17 protein-coding genes are annotated in these 17,242 nt (G+C 65.7%); 6 read left to right on the forward strand and 11 right to left on the reverse strand.

All coding sequences use genetic code 11. From position 1 onward, the window contains the following. The first annotated feature begins 24 nt into the window (after positions 1-24). Together ACFPO9_RS18360 and ACFPO9_RS18365 are read left to right on the forward strand one after the other, a co-directional pair. Entirely contained in the window at positions 25-1,065 is a 1,041-nt protein-coding gene (locus ACFPO9_RS18360) for an SDR family oxidoreductase (RefSeq protein WP_379773143.1), read from the forward strand. Between the two features lie 25 nt (positions 1,066-1,090). After that, positions 1,091-2,131, forward strand: a complete 1,041-nt coding sequence (locus ACFPO9_RS18365; protein ID WP_379773146.1) for an SDR family oxidoreductase — start codon at positions 1,091-1,093, stop codon at positions 2,129-2,131. 56 nt (positions 2,132-2,187) lie between these two features. Here ACFPO9_RS18365 and ACFPO9_RS18370 read toward each other — a convergent pair whose 3' ends face one another. Both ACFPO9_RS18370 and ACFPO9_RS18375 read right to left on the reverse strand, forming a co-directional pair. Continuing rightward, complete coding sequence (locus ACFPO9_RS18370; RefSeq protein ID WP_379773148.1) at positions 2,188-2,613, reverse strand: hypothetical protein; 426 nt, start codon at positions 2,611-2,613, stop codon at positions 2,188-2,190. A gap of 49 nt (positions 2,614-2,662) precedes the next feature. Then, complete coding sequence (locus ACFPO9_RS18375; RefSeq protein WP_379773151.1) at positions 2,663-3,661, reverse strand: porin; 999 nt, start codon at positions 3,659-3,661, stop codon at positions 2,663-2,665. A gap of 176 nt (positions 3,662-3,837) precedes the next feature. Here ACFPO9_RS18375 and ACFPO9_RS18380 point away from each other — a divergent pair, with 176 nt between their 5' ends. After that, positions 3,838-5,178 (forward strand): alpha-amylase family glycosyl hydrolase, encoded by a 1,341-nt coding sequence (locus tag ACFPO9_RS18380; protein ID WP_379773154.1) that lies wholly within the window; start codon positions 3,838-3,840, stop codon positions 5,176-5,178. Here ACFPO9_RS18380 and ACFPO9_RS18385 read toward each other — a convergent pair. From ACFPO9_RS18385 to ACFPO9_RS18395, 3 genes are read right to left on the reverse strand one after another with little or no spacing between them, the layout of a single operon-like run. Continuing rightward, on the reverse strand, positions 5,145-5,588 hold the full coding sequence (locus tag ACFPO9_RS18385; protein WP_379773157.1) for a hypothetical protein: 444 nt from the start codon (positions 5,586-5,588) through the stop codon (positions 5,145-5,147). The two genes, ACFPO9_RS18380 and ACFPO9_RS18385, sit on opposite strands and share 34 nt — an antisense overlap. Positions 5,589-5,605: 17 nt before the next feature. Beyond that, a complete protein-coding gene (locus ACFPO9_RS18390) occupies positions 5,606-5,863 on the reverse strand; it encodes a hypothetical protein (protein ID WP_379773160.1) in 258 nt (85 codons plus the stop codon). 8 nt (positions 5,864-5,871) lie between these two features. Further along, positions 5,872-6,201 (reverse strand): ArsR/SmtB family transcription factor, encoded by a 330-nt coding sequence (locus ACFPO9_RS18395; protein ID WP_379773162.1) that lies wholly within the window; start codon positions 6,199-6,201, stop codon positions 5,872-5,874. A 117-nt stretch (positions 6,202-6,318) separates the two neighbouring features. Here ACFPO9_RS18395 and ACFPO9_RS18400 point away from each other — a divergent pair, with 117 nt between their 5' ends. Further along, a complete protein-coding gene (locus ACFPO9_RS18400) occupies positions 6,319-8,442 on the forward strand; it encodes a TonB-dependent receptor plug domain-containing protein (protein WP_379773165.1) in 2,124 nt (707 codons plus the stop codon). On the opposite strand, the gene ACFPO9_RS18405 is transcribed toward ACFPO9_RS18400, so the two are convergent. Both ACFPO9_RS18405 and ACFPO9_RS18410 read right to left on the reverse strand, forming a co-directional pair. Further along, complete coding sequence (locus ACFPO9_RS18405) at positions 8,439-10,112, reverse strand: AMP-binding protein (protein WP_379773168.1); 1,674 nt, start codon at positions 10,110-10,112, stop codon at positions 8,439-8,441. The two genes, ACFPO9_RS18400 and ACFPO9_RS18405, sit on opposite strands and share 4 nt — an antisense overlap. A 36-nt stretch (positions 10,113-10,148) precedes the next feature. Further along, entirely contained in the window at positions 10,149-10,880 is a 732-nt protein-coding gene (locus tag ACFPO9_RS18410; RefSeq protein ID WP_379773170.1) for a transcriptional regulator, read from the reverse strand. A 67-nt stretch (positions 10,881-10,947) separates the two neighbouring features. On the opposite strand from ACFPO9_RS18410, the gene ACFPO9_RS18415 reads away from it, so the two are divergent. Continuing rightward, positions 10,948-12,513, forward strand: a complete 1,566-nt coding sequence (locus ACFPO9_RS18415) for an amidase (RefSeq protein WP_379773172.1) — start codon at positions 10,948-10,950, stop codon at positions 12,511-12,513. Here ACFPO9_RS18415 and ACFPO9_RS18420 read toward each other — a convergent pair. Genes ACFPO9_RS18420 through leuC form a run of 3 tightly spaced genes read right to left on the reverse strand, consistent with a single transcriptional unit; the run spans position 12,453 to position 15,879 of the window. Further along, complete coding sequence (locus ACFPO9_RS18420) at positions 12,453-13,796, reverse strand: MFS transporter (protein ID WP_379773174.1); 1,344 nt, start codon at positions 13,794-13,796, stop codon at positions 12,453-12,455. The genes ACFPO9_RS18415 and ACFPO9_RS18420 overlap by 61 nt on opposite strands. A 29-nt stretch (positions 13,797-13,825) precedes the next feature. Then, positions 13,826-14,476, reverse strand: a complete 651-nt coding sequence (gene leuD, locus ACFPO9_RS18425; protein ID WP_379773177.1) for a 3-isopropylmalate dehydratase small subunit — start codon at positions 14,474-14,476, stop codon at positions 13,826-13,828. Further along, the gene (leuC, locus tag ACFPO9_RS18430; protein ID WP_379773180.1) at positions 14,473-15,879 is read right to left on the reverse strand and encodes a 3-isopropylmalate dehydratase large subunit; all 1,407 of its coding nucleotides are present in this window, start codon (positions 15,877-15,879) and stop codon (positions 14,473-14,475) included. Before leuC ends, leuD begins: the two co-directional genes overlap by 4 nt. A gap of 105 nt (positions 15,880-15,984) precedes the next feature. Here leuC and ACFPO9_RS18435 point away from each other — a divergent pair, with 105 nt between their 5' ends. Then, positions 15,985-16,872, forward strand: a complete 888-nt coding sequence (locus ACFPO9_RS18435) for a LysR family transcriptional regulator (RefSeq protein ID WP_379773182.1) — start codon at positions 15,985-15,987, stop codon at positions 16,870-16,872. A gap of 6 nt (positions 16,873-16,878) precedes the next feature. Here the strand turns inward: ACFPO9_RS18435 and ACFPO9_RS18440 are convergent, their stop codons facing one another. Continuing rightward, entirely contained in the window at positions 16,879-17,106 is a 228-nt protein-coding gene (locus ACFPO9_RS18440) for a hypothetical protein (protein ID WP_230029509.1), read from the reverse strand. Positions 17,107-17,242: the final 136 nt, after the last annotated feature.

The raw sequence follows: 17,242 nt of genomic DNA on the forward strand, positions 1-17,242 counted from the left end.
ACAAGCTAACCACAGGGGGCATTCATGTCAGTGCAATTACGCAAGATCGACGAACAGGTGGTGGTCATCACCGGCGCCACCAGCGGCATCGGCCTGACCACCGCGCGCCTGGCCGCCGAGCAGGGCGCCAGGCTGGTGCTGGCGGCGCGCAACGGCGAGGCGCTGGACCAGCTGGCCGGCGAGCTGCGCCGCAAAGGCACGCAGGTCGCCACCGTCACGGCCGATGTCGGCAAGGCCGAGGACGTAGCCCGCATCGGCAGCACGGCGATGGCGCGCTTCGGCCGCATCGACACCTGGATCAACAATGCCGGCATCTCGATCTTCGGCCGCAACGAGGACGTGGCGCTGGAAGACATGCAGCGCCTGTTCCAGACCAATTACTGGGGCGTGGTGCACGGCTCGCTGGAAGCCGTCAAGCACATGAAGGCGCGCGGCGGCGGCGCCATCATCAACCTCGGCAGCGAGCTGTCGGAACGCGCGGTGCCGCTGCAGGGCCTGTACTCGGCCTCCAAGCACGCCGTGAAAGCCTTCACGGACGCCCTGCGCATGGAGCTGGAAAAGGAAGGCGCGCCGCTGGCCGTCACTCTGATCAAGCCCGCCGCGATCGACACCATGTTCACCGTGCACGCCAGGAACTACATGGAGAAGGAACCGGCTCTGCCGCCGCCCATCTACGCGCCGGAAGTGGTCGCCAAGGCCATCCTGTACGCGGCCCAGCACCCGAAGCGCGACGTCTACGTGGGCGGCGCGTCGAAGGCGATCGCCTCGAGCGGCTTCGCCATGCCGCGCGCGCTCGACAAGTTCATGAACGCCTCGATGTTCGAGCAGCAGCAGTCCGACGTGCCGAGCTCGCCGAACCGCAAGGACGCGCTGCACGAGTTCGATCCGCGCAACGAGCTGCGCCAGCGCCAGGGCATGGACGACAAGCATCATGTGGCCGAATCCAGCGCCTACACGGCCGTCTCGCTGCGCGCGAACAAGATCATGCCCGCCCTGCTCGGCGCCGGCGCCCTGTTCGCCGCGTGGAAACTAAGCCGACGCAATCATCTGCGCAGCGCCTTCTGAACACCCGGATGGGAAAGGAACGACCATGTCAGTCAAACTCAAGAAACTGAATGAACAAGTGATGGTCCTGACCGGGGCGACCAGCGGCATCGGCCTGGTGACCGCGCGCCAGGCGGCCGAGGCCGGCGTCAAGCTGGTGCTGGCCGCGCGCGACGCCGATGCGCTCGACACCCTGGCGCACGAGATGCGCCAGCGCGGCGTCGACGCGATCACGGTGGCGGCCGACGTCGGCAACCCGGCCGACGTCGAGCGCATCGGCCAGGCCGCGATCGAGCGCTTCGGCCGCATCGACACCTGGGTCAACAATGCCGGCATCGGCGTCTACGGCACCCTGGAGCAGACCCCGCTGGAAGACATGCAGCGCGTCATGCAGACCAATTTCTGGGGCGTGGTGCACGGCAGCCTGACCGCGGTCAAGCACATGAAGATGCACGGTGGCGGCGCCATCATCACCATCGGCAGCGAAGCCTCGGACCGCTCGGTGCCGCTGATGGGCACTTACGCCGCCTCCAAGCACGCGGTGCGGGCCTTCACGGAATCCCTGCGCATGGAGCTGGAAAAGGACAAAGCGCCGATCTCGCTGACCCTGGTGAAGCCGGCCGCCATCGACACGCCCTTCCCGGCCCACGCCAGGAACTACATGGAGCACGAGCCCGACCTGCCGCCGCCGATCTACGCGCCGGAACTGGTGGCGAAGACCATCCTGCACGCGGCCGTGACGCCGGAGCGCGACCTGTTCGTGGGCGGACGCGCCAGGCTGCTGTCGGTGATGGGCAATGTGCTGCCGCGTCCGCTGGACGGCCTGATGCGGGCGATGGTGTTCCGCCAGCAGCAGCAAATGGACGTGCCGAACAATCCGGACCGGAAGGATGCCCTGTATGCGCCGGATCCGGCGCGCGAGCTGCGGCAGCGGAACAATTTGCCGCACAAGACCAGCGAGCGCAGCGTGTACCAGGCTTATCAGTTGCGCTCGACACCGGTGAAGGCGGTGATCGTCGGCGGGGCCTTGCTGGCGGCCTGGGGCATGATGCGCCGGCCGACGGCGCGAAACATATGGCACGCATGACCTGAAAAAAAACCGGGCAATGCCCGGTTTTTTTACGTTCGGCAAAACTTCACCGCTTATTTTCCCTTCGGCGGACGGGTCCCCAAAAAGTCCACATCCTCATCCGTCAGGGGCAAATCCGGAATCGATTCGATGTGGTCGGTATCGATATCCGCGCCGTCCTTGATGTTCAGATCGCGCCCCGCGGCGGCGCGTTCGCCGGTGCCGCCGAAGTCGCTGTCGCTCTCCAGGTTGGGATCGCCCATGTCGGCGCCGGCAGTGTCGTGGGCGTAGCCTTCCTCGTTGTCCGAGGTCGTGCCGCGGTCCAGGTCCAGGATCTGGTCATCGTCCAGGTTGCTTGCGAAGCCGGGGCCGCCGACCACGTCGCTGCCGCTGTCGGTCACATCGCTCGGGCCAAGGGCGTCGATGCCGTGGCCTTTGCCCAGGCTACGGTCTGGTGCGCCGGGAAAGTTATCCGGATCTAGTGTGCTCGAGCCAGTCATAGTTCCTCCAATTGAATGCAAAAAATCATGGGGTCAGGCTACCCCAATTTCAAAACGCATGGCGCATGCCGATATTCACCGCGGAACTGCCGTTCGGGTGGGCGATCAGCACGCCATTGCCATTGGTCGTGATCGTGTGCGAGAGCGCCGCGTAGAAGTCGGTCTTGCGCGAAACCACGTAGCTGGCGCCCACCGCGATCTGGTTGGCGTCGCGGTTCGCGAGGTCGCGGTCGTTCTTGTGGATGAAGGACGCCAGGAAAGTCGTCGCGCGCGTCATCGGCACCGCCACGCCCACCAGGGTGTCGCGGCTGTCCGTCGACGAAGTGCTGGCCACGCCCGCGCCGTAGGGATTGTCCGGGTTGTACAGCGGCGAGCTGCCCCAGCCGCGATTCGCCGCGTAGGCCGCGTAGGCCGTGCCCCAGCGCATGCGCAGGTTGGCGGCGATCAGCGAGTTCTTGGCATCCATGTTGGCGCCGGCCAGGTCGTACAGGTGGACCTGGGCCACGTGGCGGTTCTGGTGCGCGGCGCGCAGTGCGAAGGCGCCCATGTCGACGCCCACCGTCATACCCCAGGCACGGTCGCCGGTGGTGTCGCCGCCGAGGGTGTCGACGGTCCAGGAGCTGCCGGTCGACAGGCCCGCGCGGCTGGTGCTGAAGTAGCGCACGTTGTTGTTGGTGGGCATGCCGTTCTGCAGCAGCAGATTGCTGGCGCGGCCCGCCGTGCCGGTGTGGAAAGGATCGCCGACGTCGGCCAGCGCCAGGTATTCGAAGTTGTACTGGCGGCCCAGGCTGAAGCCTTCGATGCCGCCAAGGGGTGAACGGCCGAGCTGGCCGTAGACGCGGCGCGGCGGCGTCGCCCAGTCGGCGCCGCGGGTCCGGGTCGGTACGCCGGTGAAGACGGCGACATCGTGCCCGCCGTCCGGCGTCGAAGCGGCCTCGGCCGGCTGTGCGGAAGATGCGGGCGGATCTCCGGCGGCGGCCGCGTCCTGGGCGAACGCGAGTCGCGCGGCTCCGCAGAATACGATGGCGATGATGGGCGGCGTTTTCATGATCGATTCCTCTATGCGCCTACAGTAGCCGGTCTCTACCAGTCTACTCTGTCCAATATCGCACACATACATACTCAAGTTGGCTCGACTTTTTGTCGGCGAAATCCGACGCTACAGCCACGATCCGGTTTAGAATCGTCCTACCGCTGTAACTAAACTACAGGAAAACAAGCCCAATGAGACAATTGACCCGTACCCTTGCTACAACCGTACTCGCCCTCAGCGGCGCCTTCGCCTACGTTCACGCCGCCGCCGCGGAACCGGACGGCGCACCCGCGCCGGTGAAGCATGTGGCCTGGTCGAAGAACGCCAACCTCTACGAAGTCAATATTCGCCAGTACACGAAGGAAGGGACGTTCAAGGCCTTCGCCGCCCACCTGCCGCGTTTGAAAAAGATGGGCGTCGACATCCTGTGGCTGATGCCGGTCCAGCCGATCGGCGAGAAGAACCGCAAGGGCACGCTGGGCAGCTATTACGCGGTGCGCGACTACACGGCGGTGAATCCGGAGTTCGGCACCCTGGCCGACTTCAAGGCCCTGGTGAAGCAGGCGCACGGTCTCGGCATGAAAGTGCTGATCGACTGGGTCGCCAACCACACCGCCTTCGACAACCGCTGGACCGTCGAGCACAAGGACTGGTACCTGCTGAACGACAAGGGCGAGATCTTCCCGGTCACCTACACGGAAGGCGCGGAGCCGGAATACTGGACCGACGTCACCGGCCTCGATTACCGGAATAAAGCCCTGTGGAAGGGCATGACGGATGCGATGGCCTACTGGGTGCGCGAGACCGACGTCGACGGCTTCCGCTGCGACGTCGCCGGCAAGGTGCCGACCCCGTTCTGGAACCAGGCGCGCGATGCCCTCGACCGCATCAAGCCGGTCTTCATGCTGGCCGAGGCCGACAAGCCCGAGCTGCAGGAACACGCCTTCGACATGAGCTATGGCTGGGACACCAAGGACTTGTTCAAGGATATCGCCAAGGGCAAGAAGGACGCGAAGGCGCTGAAGGACTTCCTCGAGCATCCGCCGAAAGCCTTCCCGCCGGGCGCCTACCGCATGCGCTTCACCTCCAACCACGACGAGAACTCATGGGCCGGCAGCGACGTCGAACTCTACGGCCCGGCCTTCAAGGCGATGGCCGTGCTGGCCGCCACCCTGCCCGGCATGCCGCTGATCTACGGCGGCCAGGAAGCCGGCCTGGACAAGCGCATCGAGTTCTTCGAGAAAGATCCTATTAACTGGAACAACTACCCCTACGCGGACTTCTACGCCAGCCTGCTCAAGCTGAAGCACGACAACCCGGCGCTGTGGAACGGCCAGTACGGCGGCGGCATCGAGGTGATGGAGACCGGCAACGACAAGGTCTTCGCCTTCCTGCGCAAGCGCGAGGGCAATGCGGTGAAGGTCAGCGTCAACCTGTCGAACGCGGCCCAGAAGTTCGCGCTGCCGGGCGGGAAACAAGCTTCGCTGGCAGCCTGGGATTACCGGATCGAGGCGCCCGCCTCGAGCCGCTGATCGCCTTCGGCACGCCACGGGTCGCCCGCCTTCACCAGATAGTGGACGACCAGGTAGCGCCAGGGCAGCACGAAGGGAATCAGCAGCGCGAACGCGCAGGCGAAGGCATTCGCCTGCGTCGCCTCGTCCATTCCGCCGCCCAGCCAGGCCGGCAGTCCGACCGCCAGCAGCCACACCATCTTCCACACGAATTCCCACAGCAGCACCGGCAGCATCTGCAGCGGATAGCGCAGACCGAAGATGGCCAGGGTCCAGAAAGCGATCAGCATGCAGTTCACCACGCCCTGCATCAGCTCCCACGGGCCCCGGTGATGCAGGATGCCCGGCCAGATGAACATGCCGAAGCCGGCGACGATGAACAGATACATTGCGCGCAGCAGGTAAAGCCGGAACAGGGATACCTTGACCATGATGGCCTCCTGGGTTGTCATTCGACTTGCTTCAGAATCTGTTCGACGCTCGCCGTGCGCGACTCCAGCCGCGCCAGCGCCGCGCCGATGGCCGCCAGTTGCGCCGCCGTCTCGGCCTGGGTCTGCGCGGCCTGGGCCGCCAGCTGGCGGTAGGCATCGTCCTGCGCAAACCTGGCCCGCGCCTGCAGCACGGCCGAGACATGCTTGATCGCGAACACCAGCAGCACCGTCAACAGCGGCAGGCACAGGGTCAGCAGATAATTACTTGTGGACATAGGAACCTCTACTCTTCCTTGTTGTTCAGGGTCTTGACCGCTTCCGCGATCAGTCCCGGGGCCAGCGGCAGCGCGAAATCCGCCACCTCGAAATAATTCAATGCCTTGCCGTCCGCCGACAGCTCCATCCGGCTGGTGACGAGGCCCGCGTCCGCCAGCTTCTGCAGGTGCAGGTGCAGCAGCGGACGGCTCAGGCCGATGTCGCGCGCCAGCTGGCTGACGTAGTTCCGCCCGCCCGTCGCCAGCGCCGCGACGATGCGCAGCCGGTGCGGATTCGCGAGCGCCGCCAGCATGGCCAGCAGGCGGTCGCCGTCGATTGGTTTGGTTTCGTCTTTCACGTGTCAATAATTCCTTACACGTGAAAACAAGTCAAGCGATTTTTCGCCATCACAGGCGCGCGGGGATTCGTCCCACGGTGCTTGTCCGGTCTTCCAGCCGCATCGCATAGTTGCTCCATGACTAAGACACGCACCGCCCTTTCCGCCGCACTGCTGCTCGCCTTCCACGCCAGCGCCTCTTCGCAAACCCAGCCCATGCAGCAGGTGACGATCACGGCCAGCACGATCGAACAGCGCGCGCAATCGACCACCACCGCCATCGTCGTCGGCCGCGAGGAGATCCTGCGCCAGGGCGACGCCAGCCTCGTCGAGGTGCTGAAGCGCCAGCCCGGCATCAGCATCGACGGCGCGCCCGGCAAGCCGGCGATCCGCATGCGCGGGCTGGGCGCCGGCTACGTCGCCATCCTGCTGAACGGACTGCCCGCCCCGGGCGGCTTTTCGCTGGAGACCATGGATCCGGCGCTGGTCGAGCGCATCGAGATCATGCGCGCGCCCACCGCCGAGACCAACGGCCAGGCCGTGGCCGGGGCCATCAACATCGTGCTGCGCAAGCCCGGCAAGGCGGCGGCGCCGCAGACCGAGCTGAAAGCCGGCAGCTTCATCGCCGACGGCCGCCGCCTGTCGCCGACCCTGAACGCCCAGCATTCGGGGCGCCTGGGCGCCGTGGCCTACACGCTCACGCTCGCCTACAGCCACAAGCAGGAGAGCTTTCAAGGCCTCGCGACCGAGGAAAGCCTGGCGCGCCCGCTGCTGCGCCACCTGGCCTGGATCGACCGCCAGGTCAACGACCGGCTGGAACTGACGCCGCGCCTGGACTGGCAGCCGTCGCCGCGCGACACCCTGTCCTCGCAAAGCTGGGTGCGCTGGAAGCGCATCAATAACGCCAAGCTCGAACGCGAGGACACGGCCATCGGCGAATCCACCAGCTTCCCGCGCGGCGCGAGCAGCTACCGCGCGCGCTCGCCCGCGCAGGGCTATGCGGACCTGTCCTGGACCCGCAAGCTGGACGCGGGCGCGCGCTTCAGCGCCAAGCTGTCCGGCTATTCGAAGTCCATAGCCGCCGATTTCCTGTACCGCGGCACGGACGCCCTCGACACCCTGCTCGAGACCCACCATGTCGATTCCGGCCAGCTCGAGCGCGGCCTCAACCTCAACGGCAGCTACCGCCGGCCCATCTTCAAGACCCATGCGCTGGCCCTGGGCTGGGACCTCGGCCGCACGCAGCGCGAGGAATTCCGCCGCGAGCACCAGGCCGACGCCGGCGGACGCCCGCTGCTGGACAGCGACGAAGACTTCCAGGCGACGGTCCGGCGCAGCGCCTTCTGGATCCAGGACGAGTGGGACCTGAGCGAGGCCTGGTCGGCCTATCTGGGCCTGCGCCGCGAAGACTTGCATACCGCCGGCGCGGGCAGCGCGCACGCCGGCGTCGACGTCGATGCCGGCGTCTGGAGCCCGATCTTCCAGACCCTGTTCAAGCCCGGCGGCGCCGGCAACAAGGGCGACCAGTTCCGCTTCGCCCTCAGCCGCACCTACAAGGCGCCTGACATCATCCAGCTCATGCCGCGCCGCTACACGGTGGACAACAACAACAGCGCCACCAACCCGGACCAGCAGGGCAACCCCAACCTGCGCCCGGAGCTGTCGCTGGGCGTGGACCTGGCGTGGGAACGCTATTTCGGAAAAGAGGACATGCTCAGCGTGAGCGCCTTCGCCAAGCGCATCCGCGACATCACACTGGACCGCGTGTTCGAGCAGAACGGCGTGTGGATCGTCACGCCGTCGAACGAAGGCGCGGCCCTGGTGCGCGGGCTGGAATTCGAAGCGAAGACGCATCGCGGCGCGCTGGCCGGACGCATGAACCTGGCGCGCAACTGGTCGCGCCTGGAAGCGGTGGCGGGGCCGGACAACCGCATCGCCGGCCAGCCGGCGTGGACCGGCAACCTGGGGCTGGATTACGCGGCGAGCCCGCTTGCCGACCTGGGCGGCACTTACACGGTTCGCAGCGGCTTCGCCTCGCGCCAGAGTCCCCTGCTGGCCGACTACGGCGGCCCCAAACGCCAGCTCGACCTGTACGCCGTGTGGAAGCGCGACGCCCGCTCCAGGCTGCGCCTGTCGGTGTCGGACCTGCTGCACCCCAACTACCTCGGCCGCAGCGTGTATGCCGGCGACCCGGACCTGAGGACCAGCTACGTATACCGCAACCGCACCGTGTGGCGCGTGCAATGGGAGCAGAGCCTTTAAAGTCCGAGCGCTTCCGCCACCTGGGCGCGCAGCAGATACTTCTGGATCTTCCCGGTGACCGTCATCGGAAAGCCCGGCACGAAGCGGATGTAGCGCGGCACCTTGTAGTGCGCGATCTGCCCCTTGCAGAAGGCGCGGATCTCGTCCTCGGAGGCGGCCATGCCCGGACGCAGGACGATGCAGGCGCACAGCTCCTCGCCGTATTTCTGGTCCGGCACGCCGACGCACTGCACGTCGAGCACCTTCGGATGCCGGTACAGGAACTCCTCGATCTCGCGCGGATAGATGTTCTCGCCGCCGCGGATCACCATGTCCTTGGCGCGGCCGACGATGGCCGCATAGCCGTCGTCGTCGATGACGGCCAGGTCGCCGGTGTGCATCCAGCCGGCGGCATCGATCGCCTCGCGGGTCTTGTCCTCGTCGCCCCAGTAGCCGAGCATCACCGAGTAGCCGCGCGTCAGCAGCTCCCCTTTCACGCCGCGCGGGACGATGCGCCCTTCCGTATCCACGATCTTGACCTCCAGGTGCGGATGCACGCGGCCGATGGTCGACACGCGCAGCGCCACCGGGTCATCGGTCGAACTCTGGAAGCTGACCGGCGAGGTCTCCGTCATGCCGTAGGCGATCGTGATCTCGGCCAGGTGCATCTTGTCGATCACGCGGCTCATCACCTCCGCCGGACAGGGCGAACCGGCCATGATGCCGGTGCGTAGCGTGGACAAATCGACGCTGTCGAAGTCCGGATGATCGAGCAGGGAAATGAACATCGTCGGCACGCCATGCAGGCCGGTGCAGCGCTCGGCCTGGACTGTCTTCAGCACCGCGGCCGGCTCGAAGCTCTCGCCCGGGAAGACCATGGTGGCGCCATGCGTGACGCAGGCCAGGTTCCCGAGCACCATGCCGAAGCAGTGATACAGCGGCACCGGGATGCACAGGCGGTCGCGGTCCGTGAGCTTCATCGCCTCACCGACGAAGAAGCCGTTATTCAGGATGTTGTGGTGGGTGAGCGTGGCGCCTTTCGGCGAGCCGGTGGTGCCGGAGGTGAACTGGATGTTGACCGGGTCGTCGAACTGGAGGCTGGCTTCGATGGTTTTCAGGTCGGCCAGTTGTGCTTCGTCTGGCTTCGTGAGCAGGTCGTCGAAATTCCACATACCCGGGGTCTGGCCTGCCCCCAGCCTGATCACATGTCTTAGATGCGGCAGGGCCCTGGCTTGCAAGCTGCCCGGCTGGCTATCGGTCAGCTCCGGCACGACATCGCCGACGATGGCGAGGTAGTCGCTGGACTTGAAGCTTGGGGCCAGGATCAGGGCGGCGCACTGCACCTTGGCGAGCACGTATTCGAGTTCCGAGCGGCGGTAGGCCGGATTGATGTTGACCATCACCAGCCCGGCGCGCGCGGTGGCGAACTGCACCAGCACCCACTCCGCGCAGTTCTGCGACCAGATGCCGACCCGGTCGCCGGGACGCAGGCCCAGCGCCAGCAGGCCGGCCGCCAAGTTCGTGACCCGCTCGTCCAGCTCCGTGTAGGTCCATCTGACTTGCTGGTGCGGCACGACGAGGGCCTCGTTGCCGCCGTAACGTTCCGCGATATCCGCGAGGAAGCTGCCGATGGTCTGCCCGATCAGCGGGACATCGTGGGCGCCGTGCACGTAGCTTGGTCTGGCTTGCATCTCGTCGTCTCCCTTTTCAGGCCTGGTCAGGCCTGGTCAGCGCCGCAGCGCAGTGAATGCCGCCGGCTCCCACTCGCGCAGCGCCAGCAGCAGGCCGCTGCCGCGGCGCTTGGGCAGCGGCGAGGCCAGGCTCTCCTGGTGCAGCTCGGCGAAGCGGGCGCGCAGCTGGCGCAGCTCGGCCTGCATGCGCGCCAGCGCGCTCTCCGTCAGCATACCGTGCGTGAAGGCCAGCGACTGCTCCGGTTTGTCGAAGCCGCTGTCGAGGAAATCGTCCAGGCCCTCGGTACGGAAATAGCGGCGGATCGGCCCATCCGGCAGCCAGTCGAAATCACGCGCCACGTTCAGCCGGATGCGGTTGCCGGGCATCAGGGCGATCAGGTGCAGGCGGTCCAGGTGCAGCAGCTTCTGCAGGCACTCCGCCTCGGTCAGCTTGTACACGGCCAGCATGTCCTGCAGGGTCCAGTGGTTCAGCGCGCACACCGCGATTAAAAGCAGCCGCGTGTCGGAGACCAGATCCTTTTCCTGTGCCGTCGTCAGCGTCCTGAGGCGCGTCCCGGTCAACGCGGCTTCCTGGGCCAGCTCGGCCAGCGTGAAGCCCAGCATGTTGCCGATCTCGATTAAGCGGTCGACGCCGAGCGTGTCCGAGGTAAGGAGGCGCTTGACGCTGGCTTCCGACAGCTGCAAGGCGGCGGCGACGTCGCGGTAGGTCTTGCCCTGCAATTTCAGCTGGCGCTTGATGGTGTTGAGGAGTTGGGAAACTTCGGACATTGCGGTTGGGTTTCTTCTATGACAATATCAGTGTTAAATTACATCATAACAACAATGGAGACGCCGAATGGATTTTGCCGATTACCTTGGGTGTGATGCGACTGCCCTCGCCCAGCTTGTGGCGCGGGGCGAGGTGAGCGCCGGCGAGCTGCTGGATGTGGCGCTGGCGCAGAATCGGCGGGTGCATGGGGATGTGAATGCGCTTGTGCGCTTGATGGAGCCGGAGGCGCGTTCGCAGCTCGCGGCCGGTCCGCTGAGCGGGCCGTTTGGCGGCGTGCCTTTCCTGCTCAAGGATCTGGTGCAGGACTATGCCGGCATTCCCACCACTTACGGCAGCCGCACGATGGCTGGCGTGGTCCCGTCCAGGCACGCGCACGTGGTCGAGCGCTACCTGAAGGCGGGGCTGGTCATCTTCGGCAAGACCAACCTGCCCGAGTTCGGGATTCGCGCGGTGACCGACCCCGAGCTGTTCGGCCGCACCAACAATCCCTGGGATTTGACGCGCACGCCTGGCGGGTCCAGTGGCGGCGCGGCGGCGGCTGTCGCGGCGGGCATCGTGCCGATGGCGGCCGGGAACGATGGCGGCGGGTCCTTGCGCATTCCGGCGGCCTGCTGCGGCCTGTTTGCCTTGCGTCCCTCGCGCGGGCGGGTGTCGCCTGGCCCGGAGATCGGCGAGGTGTGGTTCGGGGCCTCGAGCGAAGGCGTGATTTCGCGCAGCGTACGGGATTCGGCCCTGGCGCTGGATGTGCTGCAGGGCGCCGAGCCGGGCGATCCGTTCGTGATCGCGCCGCCTGCGGCGCCTTATGTGCAGGCGATGCAGCGCGAGCCGGGGCGCTTGCGGATCGGTTTCACGTCCGTTTCGCCGATCGGGACGGCGGTGCATCCGGAGGCGGTGCTTGCGGTCGAGCGCACGGCCAGGCTGTTGGCCAGTCTCGGCCATCATGTCGAGGAAGCCGCGCCGCGGATCGATGGCGCGGCGCTGGCGCAGAGCTATCTGCACCTGTATTTCGGGCAGATTCCGGCGGCGGTGGCGCGGGCCAGGGAGCTGGGTGGAAACGCGAATGACCTGGAGCTGATGAACCGCATTCTCGTTACCCTTGGCTCGAGCGTGTCCGCCACCAAACTGACCACGCAGCTCAACAAGTGGAACGAGTTTTCACGTGCGTTGGCGGCATTCCACGCGCAGTACGACTTGCTGCTGACGCCGACCTTGGCCGCGCCGCCGGTCAAGCATGGCACCGGTGATCCTTCGGGCTTCGAGAAGTCCTTGTTCGGCTTCCTGCACGGCACCGGCATCATGGGCCTGCTGGCGAAAATGGGGCTGCTCGACGCCACAGTGCAAAAGATCGCCACCGACAACCTGCGCCATGTGCCCTTTACCCAGCTGTCGAACCTGACCGGTACGCCCTCGATGAGCGTGCCGCTGCACTGGACCGCAGACGGCCTGCCGCTGGGCGTGCAGTTCGTCGGCCCCTTCGGCAGCGAGGACCGCCTGCTGCAGTTGGCGCACCAGCTCGAACAGGCGCAGCCCTGGTTCGCGCGCCTGCCGGCCTCCGTGACCGGCAGCGACATTCACTGCCCGCGCTCCACGGTCTCGGGCAGGAACCAGGGCAGCGCCATGCCGACGATGTAGATGCAGCCAAAGGCCATCGCGGTCGGGGCGATGCCGCCGAAGGCCTTGATCATCGAACCGGCCGCGATCGGGAAGAACCAGGCCACCAGGCGCGCCGAGTTGAACACGAAGCTGACCGCGGTCGAACGCACCGCGGTGTTGAACAGCTCCGACGGATAAATGGCCAGCCAGGCGAAGGCGCAGCCCAGGGTAAAGAAGCCGTTGATGGGTGAGAACACCAGCACCTGCAGCGGCGTCGTGGCGAAACCGTAGATCAGGAAGGTCGTGACCAGGGAGCCGGCAAAGGTGAGGAACAGGAACCAGCGACGGCCCATGCCGTCGGCCATGAAGCCCGAGACCATGTAGGCGACGATCGCGCCGACCGTGTACAGCAGGGACACGTAGGAATCCCAGTGGAATCCGCCGCCCTGCGCCGCGGCGAGCGTACGGGTGTATTCGGTCAGCCAGCTCGACACCGCCCACCAGCCGGCGATGCTGACGACGGACAGGATCGAGGTCAGGACAATGCGGCGCACTGCTTCGCGTTCCGTGAACAGCTGTTTCAGGGTGAAGGGACGCTTGCCACCCTTCTCTTTCGACGCCTTCGACGCTTCGGTCGCGCCCCACTGCTCGTTCTTGACGGCGGCGATCCACTCTTCCGATTCGTCGACGTCCTTGCGGATGTAGAGCACGAACAGGGCCGGCACGGCGCCAACCAGGAACATGATGCGCCAGGCGTCCACGCCGAGCGGACCGACCAGCTGCAGCAGATACCAGATGAACGCGGCCGCCAGCGTGCCCCAGCCGAAGCCGGATTGCAGGAAACCCGCGCCTTTCGCCTTCGCTTCCGGCGGCCAGGTCTCGGCCACCAGGGCGATGCCGGTGCTCCATTCGCTGCCCATCGCCAGGCCGGTGATGAAGCGCAGGGCGCACAGCATGGCGATGCTGTCGGAGAACGCGGTCATCCCGGTGAACAAGGCATACAGCAGGACCGACCACATCATCACCGTCTTGCGGCCGACATAATCGGCCAGCACGCCGCCGATCAGGCCGCCGATGCCCCAGCCCAGCAAGGTCGTGCCGATCACCAGGCCGGCGTAGAAGGGTTTCGAGGCCGCCTGCGCCGGCGTCATCAAGGACGCCAGCAGCGGCGACAGTACCACCACCAGCGCCAGCGCTTCATAGCCGTCGAAAATCCAGCCCAGGAAAGCGCCCCTCAGGGTCTTCCAGTGCTTCGGGGTCAGCCGCGCATTCCACTTTCCTTGCGCCTGCGCGAGTTGCTGCGTTTGGGTTGCTTCCAACATCATCGTCTCCTCTTCCGCATTCGGAATGTTTATTTTCTGAGCCAGTGTTCCTGTGCGAAGCGGCGGCTTTCCAGCGCTTCGATCGCTGCTCTGTTCTCCGCCAGGATGCGGTCGATCTCGTCCAGACCCTGGCTCAGCGTGGCCTTGTGGCGCTCCTCGATCCCGAAGCCGTGGTGTTCGACATGCGCGCCATCCTCGACGCTCAGCTGCTGGGCCTCGAGGTCGATGCAGACCTGCAGCCGGGGGTTCGCCGCCAGTCGCGCGAACAGGCCATCGACGACATCGGCTGGCAGCCGTACCGGTAACAGGCCGTTGCGGATGCAGTTACCGTAAAAGATGTCGGCAAAGCTGGGCGCGACCAGGGCGCGGATGCCGTACTGCTGGATCGCCCACACCGCGTGCTCGCGGCTGGAGCCGCAGCCGAAGTTCCGGCGCGCCAGCATGATCTGCGCGCCCTCGTAGGCGGACTGGTTCAGGGCGAAGTCCGGATTCGGCGTCCGCCGTGCATTGTCCTGGCCGGGGGCGCCGGGCTCGCGGTAGCGCCAGCTGTCGAACAGGTAGTCGCCGAAGCCGAGCCGGGTGATGATCGCCATGTACTGCTTCGGCAGGATGGCGTCGGTATCGACGTTGTCGCGGTCGATCGGCACCAGGTTCGAGCACAGGGTGTCGAAGGGCTTCATTGCAGTTCTCCCGGCAGGCAGAAATGCCCGGCGATGGCCGTCGCCGCCGCCACTGCGGGGCTGACCAGGTGGCTGCGGCCGCCATGGCCTTGCCGCCCTTCGAAATTGCGGTTCGAGGTGGATGCGCAGCGCTCCCCCGCCGACAGGCGGTCGTCGTTCATGCCCAGGCACATCGAGCAGCCGGCGTCGCGCCATTCGAAACCGGCGTCGATGAAGATGCGGTCCAGTCCTTCGGCTTCGGCCTGCTGCTTGACCAGGCCGGAACCGGGCACCACCAGCGCCTGCTTGATGCTGGCGGCGACGGTCTTGCCGCGCACGACCTGGGCTGCCGCACGCAGGTCTTCGATGCGCGAATTGGTGCAGGAGCCGATGAAGATCTTGTCCAGTCTGATGGCACGGATGGCCTCGCCGCCACGCAGGCCCATATAGGCCAGCGCATTCTCGGCCGCCTTGCGCGCGGACGGGTCGGCGATGCTGTCCGGGGTCGGCACCGTTTCGTCGATCGAAGCCGTCATCGCCGGGGTCGTGCCCCATGTGACCTGCGGCGCCAGCGTGTTCGCATCGAAGCGCAGCTGCTTGTCGTAAATAGCGCCGGGGTCGGAGTTCAGCGTCCTCCAATAAGCTGCGGCCGCATCCCATTCGGCGCCGCTCGGCGCCAGCGGGCGGTCCTTGAGATAGGCAAGCGTGACCTCGTCGACGGCGATCAGCGCGGCGCGGGCCCCGGCTTCGGTCGCCATATTGCACAAGGTCATCCGTGCTTCCATGCTCAAGGCCGAAATGGTGCTGCCCGAAAATTCCAGCACGTGGCCGGCGCCGCAATCGGTGCCGAAGGCGCGGATGATCCCCAGCGCCAGGTCCTTGGCGAACACGCCTTCCGGCAAGAGCCCGTCCACCTGGATGTTCAGCGACTTGAGCTTGGGCATGCTCAGGGTCTGGGTCGACAGCACCTGCTCGATATCCGAGGTGCCGACGCCGAAGGCCAGCGCGGCGAAGGCGCCGTGGGTGGTGGTATGCGAGTCGCCGCAGGCGATGGTGGTGCCGGGCAAGGTGTCGCCGAGTTCCGGCGCCACCACATGCAGAATGCCCTGGCGCGGATCCTGCAGCGAAAAGTAATTGACCTTGAATTCGGCGCAATTCCCCTCCAACGCCTCCAGCTGCTGCTGGGCTACGCGGTCGTGCATGCCGGCCTGCCGGTTCTTGGTGGGAATGTTATGATCGGCCGTTGCCATGACCGAATTCGGACGCCACAGCATTCTGTTGGCAAGCCGCAGTCCATCGAAGGCCTGGGGACTCGTCACTTCGTTGACGAGGTGCTTGTCGATATACAGCAGCGCCGACGATGCATAATCCGCGACGACATGGCGCTCCCAGATTTTCTCGAACAGTGTCTTTTGCTTGGGCATTTCGGATGTCTCCTGTCTGGTAGGAAGACTAACAGGGTGCATCCTTGACGTGGAGTGATGATTCGTCAGCGGAGCTATCGCAATTCGGCAAATCACTGGATATCAATGCGCTACGATCTGGATACCTTGCGCCTGTTCGTGCTCGTCGTCGAGCACGGCAGCATTTCCGCCGCCGCCGAGCCAGGCAATGTGGTGACCTCCGCCATCAGCCGCCGCCTGTCGGAGCTGGAAAACGCTGCCGGCGTCGCCTTATTGCGGCGCAAGAGCCGGGGCGTGGAACCGACTGCGGCCGGCCTGACCGTCTACAAGCATGCCAAAGCCATCCTCGGCCAGCTGCGCCAGATGGACTGCGACATCAGCGAGCACCACGCGGGCGTTTCCGGCAGCGTGCGCGTGTGGGTGAACATGACGGCGCTCTGCTATTACCTGCCCCCGCAGCTGAATACCTTCATGGCGCAATACCCGGGCGTCTCGGTCGAACTGGTGGAAAAGCTGAGCGATTCGATCGCCCATGCCGTCAAGGCAGGCGAAGCCGACCTGGGCATCTGCGCCCCTTCCGACAGCGTGCCCGGCGTCTCGGAAGCAAACTACGTGACCGACCAACTGGTGCTGATCGTCCCGCGCGCCCATCCATTCGCCCAGCGCAAGCGCATCGCCTTCGAGGAAACGCTGGACGAAAAACACATCATGATGCAGAGCGGCGCCTCGATCCACACCATGTCGCAGGCCGCCGCCCAAGTGCTCGACCGCCAGATCCAGAAGTCCGTCCTCGTCACCAATTTCGAGGCCATGCGCAACATGGTGGCCGAAAGCCTGGGCATCGCCCTCATCCCCGAGATCGCCTTGAAAGGCGTGGACAACGCGCGCTTCCGCGTCGTGCGGCTGGTCGACAAGTGGTGCGTGCGGAAATTCAAGATTCTTTGGAACGAGCATTTGCCGCAGTCGCCGGCGGCGGCGCGCTTGTTGAAGCATTTGCAGAGCGATGGAGAGTGAGAGCGCCTATTTCTTGTCGAGCGTCTCGCACACGACGCAGGCGATCCCTCGCTTCATGTTGCGATAACGGGTTCCGATGAAGAGGGCGGATGCGATTGCGGCCCAGATCAGTGCCGAGGGCCAGGCGCGGGCGAAGGTTTCGTCGCGCATCAGGAGGTCGATGACGAGCAGCAGGCCGAACATGGAGACGACGGCGAACAGGTACTGAACGATCCAGTGCGATGGTTTGGGCATGGCCTTGGTCCTCGGTGGGTTCATGGGATGTAAAGCATGCTTTACATCCTAGGCGTGCTTGGGCTGTATGTCAAGTAGCCTTTACATCGCTTCTTTGGTACGGCAAGCGCACGATGGCGGGCGCCGTGCCGGGCTC

The organism is Massilia aerilata, assembly GCF_042656905.1.
GTDB lineage: Bacteria > Pseudomonadota > Gammaproteobacteria > Burkholderiales > Burkholderiaceae_D > Telluria > Telluria aerilata.

What these genes read in the sequence shown, in the direction of transcription:
- ACFPO9_RS18360 (WP_379773143.1), top strand. Translation starts at nt 25, where the DNA reads ATGTCAGTGCAATTACGCAAGATCGACGAACAGGTGGTGGTCATCACC.
- ACFPO9_RS18365 (WP_379773146.1), top strand. Translation starts at nt 1,091, where the DNA reads ATGTCAGTCAAACTCAAGAAACTGAATGAACAAGTGATGGTCCTGACC.
- ACFPO9_RS18370 (WP_379773148.1), bottom strand. Translation starts at nt 2,613, where the DNA reads ATGACTGGCTCGAGCACACTAGATCCGGATAACTTTCCCGGCGCACCA.
- ACFPO9_RS18375 (WP_379773151.1), bottom strand. Translation starts at nt 3,661, where the DNA reads ATGAAAACGCCGCCCATCATCGCCATCGTATTCTGCGGAGCCGCGCGA.
- ACFPO9_RS18380 (WP_379773154.1), top strand. Translation starts at nt 3,838, where the DNA reads ATGAGACAATTGACCCGTACCCTTGCTACAACCGTACTCGCCCTCAGC.
- ACFPO9_RS18385 (WP_379773157.1), bottom strand. Translation starts at nt 5,588, where the DNA reads ATGGTCAAGGTATCCCTGTTCCGGCTTTACCTGCTGCGCGCAATGTAT.
- ACFPO9_RS18390 (WP_379773160.1), bottom strand. Translation starts at nt 5,863, where the DNA reads ATGTCCACAAGTAATTATCTGCTGACCCTGTGCCTGCCGCTGTTGACG.
- ACFPO9_RS18400 (WP_379773165.1), top strand. Translation starts at nt 6,319, where the DNA reads ATGACTAAGACACGCACCGCCCTTTCCGCCGCACTGCTGCTCGCCTTC.
- ACFPO9_RS18405 (WP_379773168.1), bottom strand. Translation starts at nt 10,112, where the DNA reads ATGCAAGCCAGACCAAGCTACGTGCACGGCGCCCACGATGTCCCGCTG.
- ACFPO9_RS18410 (WP_379773170.1), bottom strand. Translation starts at nt 10,880, where the DNA reads ATGTCCGAAGTTTCCCAACTCCTCAACACCATCAAGCGCCAGCTGAAA.
- ACFPO9_RS18415 (WP_379773172.1), top strand. Translation starts at nt 10,948, where the DNA reads ATGGATTTTGCCGATTACCTTGGGTGTGATGCGACTGCCCTCGCCCAG.
- ACFPO9_RS18420 (WP_379773174.1), bottom strand. Translation starts at nt 13,796, where the DNA reads ATGTTGGAAGCAACCCAAACGCAGCAACTCGCGCAGGCGCAAGGAAAG.
- leuD (WP_379773177.1), bottom strand. Translation starts at nt 14,476, where the DNA reads ATGAAGCCCTTCGACACCCTGTGCTCGAACCTGGTGCCGATCGACCGC.
- leuC (WP_379773180.1), bottom strand. Translation starts at nt 15,879, where the DNA reads ATGCCCAAGCAAAAGACACTGTTCGAGAAAATCTGGGAGCGCCATGTC.
- ACFPO9_RS18435 (WP_379773182.1), top strand. Translation starts at nt 15,985, where the DNA reads ATGCGCTACGATCTGGATACCTTGCGCCTGTTCGTGCTCGTCGTCGAG.
- ACFPO9_RS18440 (WP_230029509.1), bottom strand. Translation starts at nt 17,106, where the DNA reads ATGCCCAAACCATCGCACTGGATCGTTCAGTACCTGTTCGCCGTCGTC.